The following is a 17,575-nucleotide window of genomic DNA, read 5'->3' on the forward strand; positions in this document are numbered from 1 at the left end:
CGCTTCCTCCTTAAACTGATGAATCATTCTTTGAAGTCATTCTAGCCGACGGATTCTTCTTTAATACGGATAGCTCCCGTCCGTATTTGACGAATTTGAAAGCTGCAAGCATAGCATGTCCAAAGCGAAAAAAGAATATACACTGAAAATGGGTCTTGGAAACAGGGACTTGAAACGACGGGATTACCTCATAGACAGGTTTATTCACAAAGTCCAGGTGGTCGTAGAGCATTGCTGCGATACCGCCCTTCACACCCCAAACAGCACCTGTTAACACACCTGTCACTGCCGCGTCCTGAATTCCGATTACTGTAACCCATTCTAGTTTTGTGATATGTAAATGCGCGAGAAAAGACGCGCTGATTTTCCGTAGTCTGGTGACCTGATGCAAAAGCATTTCGATTTTATTAATGCTTTGCTGCACATCGTTTTGTGTAATTTTTTTCTTTCCGCTGCTTTTTTTCATTTTAGATTCAGTTTTTTGTTTGATATCCACTGTTCCGTCTTCTTTGTTCACCTTAATCGCCGGGATTGTTTTTTTGATCCTTATAAGGCCAAACAGCGCCGTAATCTTCAAAGTCAATTTGTCATTATCAGCGGCATGAAGATACTCCAGCGCGACATGGATTTTCATTCTGAGAAGCAGTACGATCCCTATGAGAATAAGAATGGCTGTCAGTACATACACCATATTCTTCACTTCCTCTAGGAGCATTATCGCCAATTCCTAAAAAAATAAACCCGGACAGAGGTCCGGGTTATCGGTTATTTGCGGTATAATTTTTCATGCACCACGGTGGTATCCGCGATGTAATCATGAATCCCTTGTTTTGTTGGTGAAAAAGCAACAACGATATATAAAATCCAAATCTTATCAATATACCGTCCAACCACTTCACGAAAAATCACTGTACTCCATGTCAGCTTGCTATCTTGCTTCACAGAAACCACTTTGAGGCCGAACACCATTTTACCAAGCGTCTGCCTGAAGTATTTAGTCATTAGTGCGAAGTAAGCAAGATACACAATAAGCGTTGTCACACTGTAAGCCGAGAAGGTAAACATGCCGGATGTTTTCGGCAGTTCCAATACGGTAAAGAGGGGAGAAACGAGCAAATGGTTTAATCCCCATATCACGAGCCAATCAAGCAGGAAAGCCCAGAAACGAACCCAAAAGCCAGCATAGGCATGTGTCAGCTGCTCCGCTTCTTGCGGGCCTTTGATGTCATTGCGCTCTAACTCTTCATATGTCGCGTCCATTATTGTTCCCTCCTACTTCGCATAGAGATACATCATTCTCGGCGAACCGGATTGCGATAGAATTTCTCTCATATTCAAAAAATCAATTTCACTTTTAAACATTTTGTTCGCGCCCATGGAAAACAGTGAGCCTAATCCGAAGCTTTCCTCATAAGAAATGACAGAGGCGTTTTTCAAATCCTTGTGATCCTTTTTCATCGCCGTAATGGTATCGTCATAAAAACCAAGCTCATCAACGAGGTTCAGTTTTTTTGCCTGCCGTCCGTCATACACGCGGCCGTCCGCAATTTTCTTTACCTCTGCTTTCGGCATGCTGCGCCCTTTTGAAATGACATCAACAAAGCCTTCATACGAATTATCAACCATCGATTGCATGATGTTTTTTTCTTCTTTCGTCATCTCACGGGAAGGAGACATAATGTCCTTATGGGCCCCGCTCTTAATCGTTTCAAAAGAAATGCCAAGCTTATCGGCAAGCTTTGAATAATTGACGCTTTCCATAATGACGCCGAGTGACCCGGTCAGGGTTTCCGGTGTCGCAAAAATCTTATCAGCCGCTGTTGAGATGTAATAGCCTCCTGATGCTGCCATCGAACCCATTGACACGTAAATCGGTTTTTTAGTTTCTTTCTTGATTTCTTCCAGTTTCTTATGTATTTCAGCACTTTCATACACTCCGCCACCCGGAGAATTCACCTTCAGAACGATACCTTTGACCGTCTTGTCATCTTTTGCGCGCTCAAGGTTTTTTAAGAACGTTCTGTGGTTATATCCGTCTGCACCAAGCAGACTGCTTGAGTCCCCATTATCCTGAATGGTGCCGCTGACCTCTAATACGGCAATTTTACTTGAGAGACTGCCGTTTTCCAGCGTCTTTTCCTGCGATTCATCCGTCAGTGATGTGAGATCCGTTTGAGCGCCTTTGACGCTTTCAAAGAAACTCATAGAGATGCTGACGATAATAGACACGCCGAAAATCCCCAGAGCAATCACTAATGCAATCCATCTTTTTGCATTCATTTTTTCTCCTCCTTTTTCCTAAACTCTCTCATTATACGATTCAATATGAAAAATGTTTCACTTCATGAGAAAGCTCCGGCTTAACGGGCTGCCGGCAAACGTGGTACACTTATGGCCAAAGGTATTTTATCACAAATACTGGATGGCAGAAAAACTTAAATATGACAGCAAAGGGGAAATGGGATATGACCGATCAACGCCGTAATGTTTATTTTTTTCACAAACAGGATCAGGAAACAAACGAACAAGCCCGCTCGTTAACACAATTGGCTGAAGAGCATGGATTTACCGTTGTGAACCAGCACTCAGACGCCAATATTATCGCTAGCATTGGCGGGGACGGCACATTTTTGCAGGCAGTCAGAAAGACGAATTTTCGTGACGACTGCTTGTACGTCGGCATTACCAAAAAGGGGAAAGCTCATTTATATTGCGACTTTCATAGTGATGAGCGTGAAAAAATGGTCGATGCTATGACGTTTGAACAAATTGAAGTCAGAAAATATCCGCTGATTGAAGTGACAGTGGATAACGCCAGTCCTTTTCATTGCTTAAACGAGGTTTCCATCCGTTCAAGCATCATTAAAACCTTTGTGATGGACGTGCTGATTGATGATCTCCACTTTGAAACGTTTAGAGGTGACGGAATGATCATCTCAACGCCTACAGGCAGCACCGCCTATAACAAGTCTGTTGCAGGAGCGGTTGTTGATCCGCTGCTCCCATGCATGCAGGTATCTGAGCTTGCTTCTCTTAACAATAACACCTACCGGACACTCGGCTCGCCATTTGTCCTCAGCTCTGACCGAAAGCTGACCCTTCGTGTGGTACAGGACGGCAATGAGCACCCAATCATTGGCTTAGACAATGAAGCACTCAGCACGAGAAATGTGAAAACGATCGAAATCAAACTGTCTAATAAGCAAATCAAAACAGTCAAACTAAAGGACAATTCATTTTGGGAAAAAGTGAAGCGTACTTTTTTATAGAAACTAAAAGGACAGGCAGCTGCCTGTCCTTTTACGATTTCTCATATACAATCTGGCCGTTAATCACGGTTTTTTTAATATCTAAAAGATGAAGCTGTGCGGGGTCAATGGCAAACGGATCACCACTGAGAACTGTAAAATCCGCGTCATAGCCTTCCGCAATTTTTCCGCGTGACTTCTCTTTATAAATGATACCGGCGCTACCTTCTGTATAAAGCTTTATCGCTTCATATACAGGTAAACATTCACTTTCATTATAGCTTGGCCCGTTTTGCTCATGACTGCTTTTCCTGAGAACCGCGGACTGTATCCCTAGAAGCGGGTCAACAGGCTCAATCGGGGCATCTGAACCACCAGCGCATAAAATGCCTTTAGATATAAGAGTTTTCCAGGCAAATGCAGTCTTCATCCGGTCTTTTCCGAGACGGTCAATGACCCACGGAAAGTCGCTTGCAACGAAGTGCGGCTGAAGGTCAAGTGCGATCGGCATGCGTGCTGCTCTCTCGATTAATTCGTTATCAAGCACTTGGGCATGAATAAGCCGATCATGCTGGCCGTTTTTGGGTGGATGCTTTTCAATTGCGTTCAGCACTTTTTCAAAAGCAAGATCGCCGATTGCATGAACAGCAACCTCCATCCCTTTTTCTCTCGCTTTGCGAATGAGCCGGCCAAGGGTTTCGTCATCATGAACCTGAACACCATTTGTTGATGGATCATCCTGATATGGTTCCTTCAATAAAGCCGTTCTCCCGCCAAGCGCCCCGTCCGCAAAGATTTTCATCGCACCAAACTCCACATACGGGCCGGACGGTTTCTCCAGCTGCTCCCATCGATCGACCGCTTCATGATGAACGAGCAAATGGCAGCGGAACGGATACTTTCCGCCAGCGGCAGCTTTCTCATAAGCTTTCAACGGCACCGAAACATCACCATAATAGGACAAGTCTTCCGAATGGCCGCCCGTCAGGCCTTTTGTCCAGCAATCCTTTATTGCAGCCGTTAATGCCTCATCAACATAGTGCTGGGAGACTGGCGGGACAGCCTTCAGAATCAAATCCTGCGCCTTATCAAACAGGAGTCCGGTCGGCTCTCCATTTGCATCTTTTACAATGACTCCGCCGTCAGGGTCAGGGGTATTTCTTGAAATTCCCGCTGCTTGAAGAGCCGCAGAATTGACAGCTATTGCATGCCGGCATATACGCTTGAGCAAGACGGGCCTGTCAGGAAACAGGCGATCAAGATCATGCTTAGTCAAGTAGTCAGGTGTCTCAAACTGATTTTCATTCCAGCCCTCTCCAATGAGCCAATCGTTTTTAGGAAGCTGCCGCTCTCTTTCCTTCGCAGCCTGTAAAATTGCATCTTTCGACGTCAGTGCGGATAGATCGAGCTGAAGCTGTTTCTCACCGTGGCCGATCAAATGTAGATGGCTGTCAACAAAACCGGGGAACATCACTGCTCCGTTCAGGCTGATTTCTTCTGTTTCCGGCGACCCGTACTTTTCCTTCAAACGTTCATAGCTGCCGGTGCCTTTTATGACACCATCCTCAACATAAACTGCCTCAGTCCGATCACCTTCTTTGAGCATCGTATAAATGAAACCGCCGTGCCATATCGCCTTCATTCACGTTCACTCTCTTTCTTTACGCCTTTTTATTGGCTTTGAGCTGTTCTTCACGTCTTCTTAATTCCACTCGTCTTATTTTTGCAGAAGCCGTTTTCGGCAGGCTTTCCACAAATTCAATTTCTCTAGGATATTTGTATGGAGCGGTAATCGTCTTCACATGGTTTTGCAGCATTTTGACAAGCTCATCACTGCGTTTTTCATGATTTTGCAGGACTACATACGCCTTTACGATGGAGCCTCTGATTTCATCAGGGCTTGCGACAACAGCACATTCTTTTACTTCTGGGTGCTTAACAAGCGCGTCTTCCACCTCGAAAGGCCCGATCGTATAGCCGGAGCTGATAATAATATCGTCATTTCGGCTTTCAAACCAGAAGTAACCTTCCTCATCTTTTCTTGCTCTGTCTCCCGTTAGGAAATAATCGCCGCGAATTTGTGTTTTCATTCTTTCCGGATCTTTAAAATACTCTTTAAAGAGCGCAGGCGTACTGAGGTGAACAGCGATATCGCCAACCTCACCAGGTTTGCAGATTTCACCGTCTTCATTTATGATCTCCACCTGATTTCCCGGTGTTGGTTTTCCCATGCTTCCCGGTTTAATAGGCGTATCCTTCAAAACACCAACCAAAAGCGTGCTTTCTGTTTGGCCATATCCGTCCCGTACCTTAATGCCAAAGTGCTTTTGGAAAACATCAATGACTTCACGGTTGAGCGGCTCACCTGCGGAAACAGCGCTGTGCAGGGCAGAAAGATCAAAGCGGTCCAAGCCTTCAACCTTCGCCATTAAGCGGTATTCTGTCGGCGTGCAGCAGAAAACATTGATTTTGTAGCGATTTAAAAGCTCTAGATATTTTTCTGCTTTGAATCTGCCGTGGTACACAAAACCGGTTGCTCCGCTGCCAAGCACCGCTAAAAATGGACTCCATACCCACTTTTGCCAGCCAGGGGCAGCAGTTGCCCAGACGATATCCTTTTCAGAAATATCAAGCCAAGCGCCGGCAGAAGTTTTTAAATGAGCAAATGCCCATCCATGTGTATGTACAACACCTTTCGGCTGACCTGTTGTCCCGGATGTATAAGATAAGAAAGCCATATCATCTCTTGTTGTGTCAGCTGTTTTAAATTGGCTTCCGTCCGCTTCAATTGATAAGAGGTTTTTCCAGCCGGCATCATTTTCACCAATAGACAGTGTAATCAGTTTATCAGCCGTACTGACATCCCGGAAAGCGCCAATAAATTTTGAGTAGACGATGGCGCCTTTTACCTCTGCATGTTCAATCCGGTATTCAAGATCTTTCGCGCGAAGCATTTCGGAGCACGGAATGACAACCATTCCTGATTTCAGGATAGCCAAATAAACAGCATAGGCTTCAAGCACCCGCGGAACCATTACAATCAGCTTGTCTCCCTTTTTAAATCCAAGATCAGCTAAGGCCGCTCCGATTTTATTTGTTTCTTCCATCAGCTTTTCATACGACCAAGATTCTTGCTTGCCCGACTCGTCCTCCCACAGAAGAGCGGTTTTTTGTCCAGCGGCACTGAACTTTTCCATTTCATTCACTAAATTATATTGCATAGGGGCAATTAAATCTTCACGTTTTAACACGAACAACTCCTCACTTTCTCCACCCATTATACATAAATACAGGCTCTTTCCGTAAGGATATGCCTAAAAGCAACCTCTGTAAACATAGATTTTATAGGCCGCTGGTCCTTTTTTATATGTAAAAAATGAAAAGGAGTGGGGATACCCCCACTCCTAAGCCATTATGTGAAATTGTAAATTAGAATTGTCCTCCGCCCATGTTTTGTTGAGCAAAAGATACAAGACGTTTTGTGATCTCTCCTCCAACAGAACCGTTAGCGCGAGAAGTTGTGTCTGCTCCAAGGTTTACACCGAATTCAGAAGCGATTTCTAATTTCATTTGGTCGATCGCTTGAGCAGCTCCTGGTACTAAAAGGTTGTTGCTGTTACCTGAGTTATTGTTAGCCATGTGTCTCACCTCCTTGTGAGTATAGAATGTGTCAAAACACATGGCTTCATTCAGAAAAACTTTGGTAATTGTATACAGGAGCTGAAAATTGATTTAAAAGAGTTCATCGAATTTATCGTTAGCTTCTTGTTCGCTATACAGGGTCATTGTCTCAATGTTATCTACCGCTTCTTGAATATACGGCTCGAAATCAACAAAGCTTTCAAAGTGTTCAATTTTCTCTTTTTTAGGGCGTGTTTTCGGGCTTGGCGGTGTAAAGATCGTGCAGCAGTCTTCAAACGGCTGAATGCTTGTCTCATATGTGCCAATTTCCCGTGATTTTTCGATGATTTCTGTTTTGTCCATGGCGATTAACGGACGCAAAATCGGTGTTGACGTCACCGCATTAATTGCATACATGCTTTCAAGCGTTTGGCTCGCTACCTGACCGAGGCTTTCTCCCGTAATAATGGCAAGCCCGTTTCTCTTTTCTCTGATTCTGTCGGCGATCTGAAGCATGAGGCGGCGGGTTGCCGTCATTGTGTAATTTTCAGGAATTTGTTTTTGGATGAGCTCTTGCGTTTTTGTAAATGGAACAATATGAAGTGTCATGCTTCCCCCAAAACGGGACAGACATTTCGCCAGATCCATTACCTTTTGCTTTGCGCGCTCACTCGTGTATGGCGGGCTGAAGAAATGAACAGCTTCTACCGACAATCCCCGTTTCATCGCATAAAAACCGGCCACAGGGCTGTCAAAGCCGCCAGAAAGCATCAGCATCGCTTTTCCTGCTGAACCAACTGGCAGCCCGCCTGCACCTTTTTCATCACGAATTGTCAAAAATGTTGCTTCTTCCCTGATTTCGATTCTGAGCGGGATGTCTGGGTTGCGAACATCGACCGTCAATCCTTCTGTATTTCGCAAAATATGGCCGCCGATTTCAGCGTTCATCTGGTTTGTATCTAATTCAAATTGCTTATACGCTCTCTTTGTCGCGACTTTAAACGTATCACCTGGTTTATATTGATCTTTGATGGCCTTTAGTGCGGTTGCCTTAATATCATCAAGGCGGCTGTCACATTTAATTGCCAGGCTGAAGCTTTGAATCCCAAACACTTGCTTTAAATGAGGAAAAAGAGCCTCAGGATCCTCTCCATTTAATGTAATCGTCATACGATCCCTGTTGGAAAAGTATTTTAAATTCGGATAGTCTTTCAAAACGAGTCTGATGTTTTGTTTTAAGCGCTCAATAAAGCTTTTTCTGTTTTTGCCTTTGGTCGAAATTTCCCCAAAACGAATTAATATATGATCGTAATTCATGTTTCTACCTCATCATTTTCCTTAATTTTTTGATGCCAGGTCGAAGCGCGTTCATAAACGGATCTGCCACATCGCTTGTCTGGCTGTAATTTAAACTGATTCTGATGCTGCTTCCGGCAATCTGCTCTCCTTTGCCCATCTCTAAGAGAACTTTACTGGGCTTATGTTCTTTTGCCGAGCAAGCCGATGTTGTGGAGACGAATATATCCTGTTCCTCAAGCATGTGTAAAAGCACTTCCGCTTTAATCCCCGGTACAGAGAAATTAATAATGTGCGGCGCGCTATTCATTTGAGGCGTGTTGATAACGACGCCCTCAATTTCACTCAGCCTTTTCATAAACAATTCCTTTGTGGCAGTCATCGTGTCAAGCCGTGTGTCAAAATCAGCAGAGGCAAGATTAATGGCCTTGGCAAGCGAAACCGCACCAGCAGTATGTTCTGTTCCGGCCCGTATGCCTTTTTGCTGAGAGCCTCCCGTTATGAGCGGAATAAGGCGTGTTCCTTCTTTTACAATAAGTGCGCCTGTCCCCTTTAGGCCGTGAAATTTATGCCCCGAAATTGAACATAGATCAATGCCGGCCTTTTCAATTGCCAAGGGCACTTTATAGATGCCCTGCACATAATCGACGTGAAACAAAATGTTCGAGTGCTCTTTCAGCACTTCTCCTGCCGCTTCAATCGGCTGGACGGAACCGACTTCATTGTTCACATGCATCATGCTGACAAGCACGGTATCGGGACGGATGGCTGCTTTTAGTTCTTCAATAGAAACAAATCCGTCTTCATTCACAGAAAGATAAGTGATATCAAACCCGAACAACTCTTTCAGCTGTTCTAACGATTCCGTAACAGATGGATGTTCAATAGAAGTGGCAATGATATGTTTGCCTGTTTTTATCTTTGACAAAGCCGCTCCTTTTAAAGCCGCATTATTGGCTTCTGTGGCGCCTGACGTAAATACAATATCATATTTTTTTAGGCCTAAGGACCTTTTGATTTGATTTTTGGCTGCTTGAAGCAGCTGTTCCGTTTCGGCTCCATATCGGTGCAAAGATGAAGGATTGCCAAAGTATCGGCTGCTTGTCTGTTCATATACGTTCAAGACTTCATCGTAAGGCTTCGTCGTTGAACTATTATCTAAATATATCATCTTTTTTACTCCTTTATGAAAGCGGTACAAGGTATGATATTTATGTTACCATAACAAAATTTAATAGAAAATTACGAAAAACTAGTATTGACTTCTAATTTTTTTACCATATAATAAGATTTGTTCGTTTCGTCATATTATCTGACAATTAATTGACAGAATATTTTAACATAATTATTAGGAGGATTTTTTTCATGAAACACTCACTGCCTGTCAAAGATACCATTATTATTGGTTTCATGCTATTTGCGTTATTCTTTGGAGCAGGAAATATGATTTATCCGCCGGAACTTGGACAAGCAGCCGGACACAACGTCTGGAAGGCCATCGGCGGATTTTTACTGACAGGGGTAGGCCTGCCGCTTCTTGGCATTATCGCCATCGCATTAACCGGTAAGGACGCTAAAGGCCTTGCTGACAAAGCGCACCCTGTTTTCGGCACAATCTTTACTGTCGTGCTTTATTTATCAATCGGACCATTATTCGCCATCCCGAGAACAGGAACTGTTTCATATGAAATTGGCGCTGTTCCGTTTTTGACTGGCGTACCAGAAAGACTTTCTTTATTAATATTTACACTTATCTTTTTCGGCGTTACGTACTATTTAGCGTTAAACCCATCTAAGGTTGTGGATCGAGTCGGAAAAATTCTGACTCCCATCAAATTCACAATTATTTTAATCATTGTTCTCAAAGCCATCTTCACGCCGATGGGCGGATTGGGCGCCGTGACAGAAGCATATAAAGGAACACCGGTTTTTAAAGGATTTTTAGAAGGCTATAAAACAATGGACGCACTTGCTTCAATTGTATTTGGCGTTGTCGTTGTAAATGCTGTAAAAAGCAAAGGCGTTACACAGTCTAAAGCTCTTGCTGCAGCCTGCATTAAAGCAGGTGTGATTGCCGCTTTAGGCCTGACTTTCATTTATGTATCCCTTGCTTATTTAGGTGCAACAAGCACAAATGCCATTGGTCCTGTTGGTGAAGGAGCTAAAATTTTATCTGCGTCTTCCCATTATTTATTCGGTTCATTAGGCAACATCGTACTCGGAGCAGCGATTACAGTCGCATGTTTAACAACAAGCATCGGCCTTGTCACATCTTGCGGCCAATATTTTTCAAAACTTATTCCGGCATTATCATATAAAATTGTCGTTACGATTGTCACGTTATTCAGCTTGATCATTGCGAATTTCGGACTCGCGCAAATTATCGCGTTTTCTGTTCCTATTTTATCAGCTATCTATCCGCTTGCCATTGTCATTATCGTTCTTTCCTTCATCGATAAGATCTTTAAAGAAAGACGCGAAGTGTACATCGCATGCTTGATCGGTACAGGACTTTTCAGTATTTTAGACGGTATCAAAGCAGCCGGTTTTTCACTTGGATCTTTAGATGTGTTTCTAAATGCGAATCTTCCTCTTTACAGCCTCGGCATCGGCTGGGTGCTTCCAGGAATCGTCGGAGCGGTTATCGGCTATGTGCTGACCTTATTCATCGGACCATCCAAACAGCTTAATGAAATAAGTTAATGTCACAGAACGCCTGCGTTATTGCGCAGGCGTTTTGTAATGAAAAAAAAGAGCCTGCTCATTACACTGCGGGCTCTTTTTCATGGTCGTGATTATCTAAGCGGATATATCAGCTTTGATTTTTTCTACTGCACCTGGCGCAGCCTTTTCTACAGCGGCAGCTGCAATTTCATAAGAGTCGTCATAATCAAAAGCATAAAAACGTCTTTCCGCTTCTTTCAGCTGTTCAGATAAAATATGATTCTGGCTTCTGAACCGGTTTCCGAACTGAATGATTTTTTCAATGAGGATGACCTGCTCGACAAGTTCCTCTGATTCCCGGCTTGCCCTGTTGACGATATCTTCTGCTTGCTTCAAATGGGCTCCGGCTTCTTCCATATTTAATGGAAGTTCGTTTAGTTGATTGACCGTTTCTTGAATATGATGATGCGCGTTCTCCAGCATCTCTTGAATATGGCTCGGAATGCCTGGAATGTTGCTATTCTTCAGCAGTCTTGCTGTCTCAGAAATTGTTTTTTTCAAATTGCTGAGCGTCTCCCTCGCCTGAAGCTCTTCTTTTCTCAGCGCTTGCAGATTTTCACGATACTCGTCATGCTCTTTTTTCACTTCTTCAATTTGCTTCTCTATTGAAGCAACTTCTTCTACTAAAAGTGAGTAGGCGACATGCTCTGCATCAAGCTTATCTTTAACGGATGATAGCAACTTCCCAATTTCATCAAGGCGCTTTTCAAAAGCCTGCTGTTTGCCGAGCTCACCGGCTGTCAGCCTGTAGCTTTCCTTCACCAGCTCAGTTTCCGCCTTCGTATGCTCTTTCTCTTCTTTAAGCTTGTCGTAAGCAATAATCAATTCAGGCATTTTGCTTAGTACGGATTGACCAGCTTCAACTTCGCCCTCCAGCTGCTGATAAACAGATTGAATATTTTCGTCAATGAGCTGCAGGATTGCGGACGCTTCATCAATATCCAGCTCAGTCATCAGGACATGTTCCGCTCGTTTCAGCTGGTTTGACAGATTTTCTAATTCCTTATCAAGCTGGATATGCTCAAGCTTGTACCCTTTTTCTTTCATCTCGGCATAGCCGTCCTTGAGCTTAGCAATCTGGCCAGGCACCGTTTGCTTACAATCAGCTAACAGCTTCGGCACGTCATCGATGTATGACTGAAGCCGCTCAAGATTGCGGTCCTGCTCAAGCAGTACTTTTCTTGCAGTAATATAGTTTCCGCCTTCTGTTTCTTCTTCAAATTGTTTGATGCCGCTCCAAATTTCGTCCAGATCCTTTTCAAGGCTGTCATAAAGCTCCCCGTAAAGGTGGCTGTAAGCCAGCAGGTTTTTTCGAGATTTCGAATAGCGCTCCCTCACCTGTTCAATCTCTTCACGGCTCTTTTCCTCACTTGTGACAAGATCGCTGATTTCCCGAAGAATCTTTTCAATGCTTGATTCAGCCGCTGTCAGCAGGTCGTCGATATGAACGAGCACTTGATTGGCCTTTTTAAACCGGTATTTGTCTGCATTTTCCTCGGCATCATAAAGGAGCTCTTCAACTTTCGGCATGTGGGCTGTGACAATCTCATCCCATTCTTCACGCCACTTCTCAAAGAACTCTTCTGTCTGACCCGTCATTTTTAAATGTTTTATTTTAGACATTTCTTCCACGATCGACCGATTCAGAATTTCAATCTTCCACGATTCCAGCCGGTCGATTTCGGCGTAGATTTTTTTCCTGAAAAAGTAGCCTGCCGCAAACAGCGCAAGCAGTACAATTAATAATCCAATGACAAACTCCATAATGAGCCCCCTTGCTGTTTACCTTAATCTGTCAGGGTGTTTTATTTATTCAGAAAGATTTCAGGATATGTATTGAGAAAAACTGTCGTTTTCATTGTTATTATGATACCATGTAACAAACATTTTTTGACCAGAAATCAAAAACTTTTTGTGCAAAATCGGCAGGATTTGACTATTTTTTCATGGGGTGACATCAATGCAAAAGCGAGACGGACATATTCACACACCATTTTGCCCTCACGGCTCCAATGACACACTCAGACAATATGCAGAAGAAGCCTTAAAAAAAGGGTTTGAATCGATTACTTTTACCGAACACGCCCCATTGCCGCCCTCTTTTACCGATCCCACGCCGCTGAAAGACAGCGCGATGGCGCAAGCTTCTTTGGAACGCTATATCAATGAAATTTCCGGATTAAAAAAAGAATATCGCGGACAGCTTAGCATACGGACAGGGCTTGAAGTCGATTATATCGCTGAATTTGAAGACGAAATTACATTATTCCTGGACACATACGGGCCATATTTAGATGACAGCATCTTATCCGTTCATTTTTTGCGCACAGACTCTTCCTATCTATGCCTTGATTATGACGAGCATACCTTCAAAGAGCTAATTTCAGCCTGCGGAAGCATTGAAGCTGTATACGAACAATATTACCGGAGTATCTATTCTTCCATTGTAGCATCTCTCGGCGTTTATAAGCCAAAAAGAGTCGGTCACATCACACTCGTCCAAAAATTCATCAAGCTGTTTCCATACAGCATGTCCGAGCATATTCGCGGCCTCGTTTCCCTGTGCCTGAATGCCATTGAAGAAAACGGAATGGAGCTCGACTTCAATACTTCCGGCTTAAGAAAAACTTACGCTGGCGGTATTTATATCGAGGATTGGATGCTGAATAAAGCGAAGCAAAAGAAGATCCCGCTTGTGTTTGGGTCAGATGCCCATCAAGCGGGAGATGTCGGATATGCGTATGAGGCGTTTTTGGAACGGTGCTAATTGGTGAGCGCCACGTCTCCTGTCCGGAAGACGCTTCTGATCCAAATCTTGATTTCTTCAAAATACATTTTATAAAAATACGGCTCGTGCGGCTGCATGTAGAGTACTTCTGAAATATATTGAGGCTGGAGATAGGGCATCATCAAGAGAGATTTTAATTGGAGAATAAAATGAGGCAGCGGCAGCGTTAAATATTCACGCTGTTTTTCTCCTTCCTCAATGATCAGCTGAAAGATATACTTTTCCTTCATTAGATATGTCGACATAATTTCCCTGATTAATGTGGAGTCAATTGTAACTTCCCGGTAGACAAAACGAGTTAATTGACGATGATTATGCTGATAGGATAAAATATCGAAAACCAATTGAAGAAGATGTTCCTGCGTGCTTTGAGAAGAGATATTGCTTGCCGCTGTTTCAAGCGTTTTGCTGTAGCCTTCGTAAAACTCTGAAACTAAGTGTTCCATCAAGCCTCCTTTGCCTTTAAAATAGTAGGAGATGTGCGCAACATTTACATCAGCTGACTTTGCGATTTCACGGACAGACGTGCCAGAAAATCCTTTTTGGTTAAAAAGCATGACAGCAGATTCAATAATTTTGTCTTTGGTGCTTACTTTCATACGGCTCACTCCTTCCTCTTGATACTATTCAAGCAGAAAGCCGCTGTTCCTGTAAGAACTTATCGACAAATGCCGGCAGAAAAGCCGGAACTTTGTTTTATATTATAGAAAAAGTGAGGGTTTTCCATGTTCCATGTCGAAAAACAATCTGGAGATAAAGAAAAAGACTATCAGCTTCTGCTAAAACAGCTCGAAGCCATGACCGAAGACGAAACAGACCAAATAGCTAACTATGCAAATGCCTCAGCGCTGCTGTATCATTCGCTGCCTGAAGTCAACTGGGCGGGTTTCTATTTTGCCAAAGAAGAGGATGGACAGCTTGTGTTAGGTCCGTTCCAAGGCCTGCCGGCATGTGTTCGGATTCCTTTCGGCAGAGGGGTTTGCGGCACAGCGTACGCAAACGGAAAAGTGGAACGTGTTGAGGATGTAAACGCGTTTCCTGGACATATCGCCTGCGATGCAGCGTCTCAATCAGAAATTGTGCTTCCGATTCGTGTAGACGGAAAAATTGTCGGCGTCTTGGACATCGACAGCCCAGTGAAAAACCGTTTCGACGAAATTGATGAAAAATACTTAACTCAATTTGCCGAAACGCTAGAAAAAGCGTTAGCTCAGTAATATAAAAGCCCAAAACTGATATCGTTTTGGGCTTTTTTTATTTTATTGAGTCATGAATCATCAAACGGTTTTTCCCGCTCCGTTTCGCGCTGTAGAGCGCTTCATCTGCCTCATGCACAAGCTCTTTCAGCGACTTTTTTGTTTCTGTCGTCCAGCAGGATATACCGCAGGAAATGGTTACCTCGGGTTTCGTATTTTTTCTGACCGCATAAACCAGTCGCTCGGTAATCCGTTTCCCCACTGCAACCGGCACATTTGGCAAATAAATCGCCAGCTCCTCGCCTCCCCAGCGGGCACCGACATCATGCTTTCGGATGTTGCTTTTAATCACTGAAGCGACTTGAATTAAAATCTCGTCCCCAGTCTGATGGCCGTACGTATCATTTACATTCTTAAAATTATCAATATCAACAAGAATAAAAACACCCTTTTGGTGGATTTTCATGCTGTATTGAATTTTTTCATCTAAATACGCTCGTGAATACAGTTCAGTCAGCTGATCTGTTTTCACGAGATGCTCAAGGCGGTCGCGGAGCATTGAATTGGTTACAGCCAGTGTCGCGTGATGAATCAGCGCCTGAAACAGCTTGTACATTTCAAATGTAAAAGCGTACAGCTCCTGTTTCAATAAAACCGCAAAACCTAGAAGCCGGTCGTTTTGAATCATCGGAGCAGCCATCAGCGAGCCGTACCCCGCCTTCCCAAAAACAGACTGGCCATTCCCGATGAAAACCCCTTTTTCACCTTCATACAGCTTTTCTTTCAGCTCATTATAAAAATCTGACGGCTTCGCTTCTTTAAAAAATGCTGTGCTGCCTGGGAGCAATGTTAGGTTTTCAAAATGGTCTATATGAAAAAATCCCACTTCTTCTGCCTGAAACGATTCTGCCATTCTCACAGCCAGATCATTCATTGTATCAGTCAGTGTCAGCCGCTGATTCAGGCGGCGTGATGTTTCATTAATCAATTCCAAATTTGCGATGCTTGCTTTGGATTGTTCGTAGAGCTGGGCATTTTCAAACGCTTTTCCCGCGGCGTTTGCTAACAGCGACATTTCATCAAGGCAGGCATCAGTAAGAAAGCTGTCACCCGTTCCCTCAGCCTTCAACACCCCGTATGTGCCCTGCTGTCCTTTGATCGGAATATAGGCGGCAGATTCATTTTTCCGCAAAATGTCCCCGGACAAATACACTTTGAGCGCAAAGGAATCGGATTTTTCCCCTTCCATATACAGCTCTTTTGCAGGAATCCCTAAACATTGGTCTTGATCGTGCGATATAAATAAAGAAAACTCAAAAAGAGAAAATGTGCTGGTCAAGCTTTCTAAAAGCTGCTTCAGCACATCTGTCTGATCAAGCAGTGAATGGAACAGCTCCGTCATTTTGTATATCTTTTTTTGGTAGATCGTTTTGTTATAGAGTCTTTCCTGTTTCATCGACTGGTTTAAAAATGAAGCAACCACGTCCGGAAGCCCTTCAGGAATCTCTTCATCCTGCCTGCACGCAAGATGGAAACGCCTGCCGGAGCCGTCCTCAATCAGATAACATGAAGCGTTTATTTTTGAAGCGGAAAAACGCGCTTCACCATCTGCCAGTTTTGTCACAAAGTCTGATGATGACGGTGTAAGCGAAACACAAAGGGTTGAAAAATAGGTTTGAATAGCCGAAGTCAGCCATATTAAAGAGTCGGTGAATGTGACTTTTTCAGATTTGGTTAATAAAAAATCGAGCATATGATAATGAAAGGCGGATAATTGATCTTTAGTTTGTTCTACCATGTTTTTATCACCTAAAAGTTTACCACTAATTTTTGTTTATTATATCATAAACGGTGAAGCAATAATGGAGGAATGGTTGACTTCAAAACAAATAAATTATATAATGACCTTTGTGTGAAATATTGCAGCCTTTTTGTTCAGCTTCTATGTTTTCATTTTGTTCCTTATCAATAAGGTGTATCGTGTAACTCTCTGCTGCTGGAGCGAGGATACATGAAAACAAAATGTGCATGGTCGAATAGAGCAGACGGTTTTTATTTTCCACAAAAATAAAACCAAAGGAGGAGTCACATTATGGCTCGCTATACAGGTCCATCTTGGAAACTGTCTCGCCGTCTAGGAATCTCTCTTAGCGGTACAGGAAAAGAATTAGAAAAACGCCCTTACGCTCCAGGTCCACACGGCCCAGGACAACGTAAAAAATTATCAGAATACGGTTTGCAATTGCAAGAAAAGCAAAAGCTTCGTCACATGTACGGTGTAAACGAACGTCAATTCCGCACTTTGTTTGACAAAGCTGGCAAACTAGCTGGTAAACACGGTGAAAACTTCATGATTCTTTTAGATTCTCGTCTTGATAACGTTGTGTACAAGCTAGGTTTAGCACGTACTCGCCGTCAAGCTCGCCAATTGGTTAACCACGGTCACATTCTTGTAGACGGAAGCCGCGTTGATATCCCGTCTTACCTAGTGAAACCTGGTCAAACAATCGGTGTTCGCGAAAAATCAAGAAACCTTTCTATCATCAAAGAATCTGTTGAAGTGAACAACTTTGTTCCTGAATACCTTACTTTCGACGCTGAAAAGCTTGAAGGTACTTTCACTCGTCTTCCTGAGCGTTCTGAACTTGCTCCGGAAATTAACGAAGCGCTTATCGTTGAGTTCTACTCTCGTTAATCGTTTT

At 43.4% G+C, this 17,575-nt stretch carries 16 protein-coding genes; 5 read left to right on the top strand and 11 right to left on the bottom strand.

Features of this window, described 5'->3' with window-relative positions; genetic code table 11:
- Nucleotides 1-10: 10 nt before the first annotated feature.
- The 3 genes from AC0OMU_RS15340 to sppA all read right to left on the bottom strand — a co-directional run bounded on the left by AC0OMU_RS15340 (nucleotide 11) and on the right by sppA (nucleotide 2,280).
- On the bottom strand, nucleotides 11-691 hold the full coding sequence (locus AC0OMU_RS15340) for a DUF2953 domain-containing protein (RefSeq protein ID WP_015483561.1): 681 nt from the start codon (nucleotides 689-691) through the stop codon (nucleotides 11-13).
- Nucleotides 692-765: 74 nt separating this feature from the next.
- Complete coding sequence (locus tag AC0OMU_RS15345) at nucleotides 766-1,260, bottom strand: RDD family protein (RefSeq protein ID WP_474241276.1); 495 nt, start codon at nucleotides 1,258-1,260, stop codon at nucleotides 766-768.
- A 12-nt stretch (nucleotides 1,261-1,272) separates the two neighbouring features.
- Nucleotides 1,273-2,280, bottom strand: a complete 1,008-nt coding sequence (gene sppA, locus AC0OMU_RS15350) for a signal peptide peptidase SppA (protein WP_021480310.1) — start codon at nucleotides 2,278-2,280, stop codon at nucleotides 1,273-1,275.
- A 185-nt stretch (nucleotides 2,281-2,465) separates the two neighbouring features.
- Here sppA and AC0OMU_RS15355 point away from each other — a divergent pair, with 185 nt between their 5' ends.
- Nucleotides 2,466-3,269, top strand: coding sequence for an NAD kinase (locus tag AC0OMU_RS15355; RefSeq protein WP_015384374.1), 804 nt, complete (start codon nucleotides 2,466-2,468; stop codon nucleotides 3,267-3,269).
- Between the two features lie 31 nt (nucleotides 3,270-3,300).
- Here AC0OMU_RS15355 and AC0OMU_RS15360 read toward each other — a convergent pair whose 3' ends face one another.
- The 5 genes from AC0OMU_RS15360 to AC0OMU_RS15380 form a co-directional block, all read right to left on the bottom strand.
- Nucleotides 3,301-4,890 (bottom strand): amidohydrolase, encoded by a 1,590-nt coding sequence (locus AC0OMU_RS15360; protein ID WP_474241277.1) that lies wholly within the window; start codon nucleotides 4,888-4,890, stop codon nucleotides 3,301-3,303.
- A 19-nt stretch (nucleotides 4,891-4,909) separates the two neighbouring features.
- Complete coding sequence (gene mbcS / locus AC0OMU_RS15365; RefSeq protein WP_015483564.1) at nucleotides 4,910-6,499, bottom strand: acyl-CoA synthetase MbcS; 1,590 nt, start codon at nucleotides 6,497-6,499, stop codon at nucleotides 4,910-4,912.
- Nucleotides 6,500-6,677: 178 nt separating this feature from the next.
- Entirely contained in the window at nucleotides 6,678-6,887 is a 210-nt protein-coding gene (sspA, locus tag AC0OMU_RS15370; protein WP_003223491.1) for an alpha type acid-soluble spore protein SspA, read from the bottom strand.
- Nucleotides 6,888-6,980: 93 nt separating this feature from the next.
- Nucleotides 6,981-8,186: a tRNA uracil 4-sulfurtransferase ThiI gene (gene thiI / locus AC0OMU_RS15375; protein ID WP_015384377.1), complete on the bottom strand. Its 1,206-nt coding sequence runs from the start codon at nucleotides 8,184-8,186 to the stop codon at nucleotides 6,981-6,983.
- A 4-nt stretch (nucleotides 8,187-8,190) separates the two neighbouring features.
- Entirely contained in the window at nucleotides 8,191-9,336 is a 1,146-nt protein-coding gene (locus AC0OMU_RS15380; protein WP_015483565.1) for a cysteine desulfurase family protein, read from the bottom strand.
- 194 nt (nucleotides 9,337-9,530) lie between these two features.
- On the opposite strand from AC0OMU_RS15380, the gene brnQ reads away from it, so the two are divergent.
- Complete coding sequence (gene brnQ, locus AC0OMU_RS15385) at nucleotides 9,531-10,868, top strand: branched-chain amino acid transport system II carrier protein (protein WP_003229322.1); 1,338 nt, start codon at nucleotides 9,531-9,533, stop codon at nucleotides 10,866-10,868.
- Nucleotides 10,869-10,964: 96 nt separating this feature from the next.
- On the opposite strand, the gene ezrA is transcribed toward brnQ, so the two are convergent.
- The gene (gene ezrA, locus AC0OMU_RS15390) at nucleotides 10,965-12,653 is read right to left on the bottom strand and encodes a septation ring formation regulator EzrA (protein ID WP_015384379.1); all 1,689 of its coding nucleotides are present in this window, start codon (nucleotides 12,651-12,653) and stop codon (nucleotides 10,965-10,967) included.
- 196 nt (nucleotides 12,654-12,849) lie between these two features.
- Here ezrA and hisJ point away from each other — a divergent pair, with 196 nt between their 5' ends.
- The gene (gene hisJ / locus AC0OMU_RS15395) at nucleotides 12,850-13,656 is read left to right on the top strand and encodes a histidinol-phosphatase HisJ (protein ID WP_015384380.1); all 807 of its coding nucleotides are present in this window, start codon (nucleotides 12,850-12,852) and stop codon (nucleotides 13,654-13,656) included.
- Here the strand turns inward: hisJ and refZ are convergent.
- A complete protein-coding gene (gene refZ / locus AC0OMU_RS15400) occupies nucleotides 13,653-14,276 on the bottom strand; it encodes a transcriptional regulator RefZ (RefSeq protein WP_015384381.1) in 624 nt (207 codons plus the stop codon). The genes hisJ and refZ overlap by 4 nt on opposite strands.
- Nucleotides 14,277-14,402: 126 nt before the next feature.
- Here refZ and AC0OMU_RS15405 point away from each other — a divergent pair, with 126 nt between their 5' ends.
- Nucleotides 14,403-14,894 carry a GAF domain-containing protein gene (locus AC0OMU_RS15405; RefSeq protein WP_014477664.1) on the top strand — a complete coding sequence of 164 codons (492 nt, stop codon included), beginning with the start codon at nucleotides 14,403-14,405 and terminating at the stop codon, nucleotides 14,892-14,894.
- 37 nt (nucleotides 14,895-14,931) lie between these two features.
- Here the strand turns inward: AC0OMU_RS15405 and AC0OMU_RS15410 are convergent, their stop codons facing one another.
- On the bottom strand, nucleotides 14,932-16,671 hold the full coding sequence (locus tag AC0OMU_RS15410; RefSeq protein WP_015384382.1) for a diguanylate cyclase domain-containing protein: 1,740 nt from the start codon (nucleotides 16,669-16,671) through the stop codon (nucleotides 14,932-14,934).
- A 294-nt stretch (nucleotides 16,672-16,965) separates the two neighbouring features.
- On the opposite strand from AC0OMU_RS15410, the gene rpsD reads away from it, so the two are divergent.
- Nucleotides 16,966-17,568: a 30S ribosomal protein S4 gene (gene rpsD, locus AC0OMU_RS15415; protein ID WP_003229304.1), complete on the top strand. Its 603-nt coding sequence runs from the start codon at nucleotides 16,966-16,968 to the stop codon at nucleotides 17,566-17,568.
- Nucleotides 17,569-17,575 lie beyond the last annotated feature (7 nt).

This window comes from Bacillus sp. FAU18 (assembly GCF_056033885.1).

Coding starts and splice junctions, on each gene's coding strand:
- AC0OMU_RS15340 (WP_015483561.1), bottom strand. CDS start 691: ATGGTGTATGTACTGACAGCCATTCTTATTCTCATAGGGATCGTACTG.
- AC0OMU_RS15345 (WP_474241276.1), bottom strand. CDS start 1,260: ATGGACGCGACATATGAAGAGTTAGAGCGCAATGACATCAAAGGCCCG.
- sppA (WP_021480310.1), bottom strand. CDS start 2,280: ATGAATGCAAAAAGATGGATTGCATTAGTGATTGCTCTGGGGATTTTC.
- AC0OMU_RS15355 (WP_015384374.1), top strand. CDS start 2,466: ATGACCGATCAACGCCGTAATGTTTATTTTTTTCACAAACAGGATCAG.
- AC0OMU_RS15360 (WP_474241277.1), bottom strand. CDS start 4,890: ATGAAGGCGATATGGCACGGCGGTTTCATTTATACGATGCTCAAAGAA.
- sspA (WP_003223491.1), bottom strand. CDS start 6,887: ATGGCTAACAATAACTCAGGTAACAGCAACAACCTTTTAGTACCAGGA.
- thiI (WP_015384377.1), bottom strand. CDS start 8,186: ATGAATTACGATCATATATTAATTCGTTTTGGGGAAATTTCGACCAAA.
- AC0OMU_RS15380 (WP_015483565.1), bottom strand. CDS start 9,336: ATGATATATTTAGATAATAGTTCAACGACGAAGCCTTACGATGAAGTC.
- brnQ (WP_003229322.1), top strand. CDS start 9,531: ATGAAACACTCACTGCCTGTCAAAGATACCATTATTATTGGTTTCATG.
- ezrA (WP_015384379.1), bottom strand. CDS start 12,653: ATGGAGTTTGTCATTGGATTATTAATTGTACTGCTTGCGCTGTTTGCG.
- hisJ (WP_015384380.1), top strand. CDS start 12,850: ATGCAAAAGCGAGACGGACATATTCACACACCATTTTGCCCTCACGGC.
- refZ (WP_015384381.1), bottom strand. CDS start 14,276: ATGAAAGTAAGCACCAAAGACAAAATTATTGAATCTGCTGTCATGCTT.
- AC0OMU_RS15405 (WP_014477664.1), top strand. CDS start 14,403: ATGTTCCATGTCGAAAAACAATCTGGAGATAAAGAAAAAGACTATCAG.
- AC0OMU_RS15410 (WP_015384382.1), bottom strand. CDS start 16,671: ATGGTAGAACAAACTAAAGATCAATTATCCGCCTTTCATTATCATATG.
- rpsD (WP_003229304.1), top strand. CDS start 16,966: ATGGCTCGCTATACAGGTCCATCTTGGAAACTGTCTCGCCGTCTAGGA.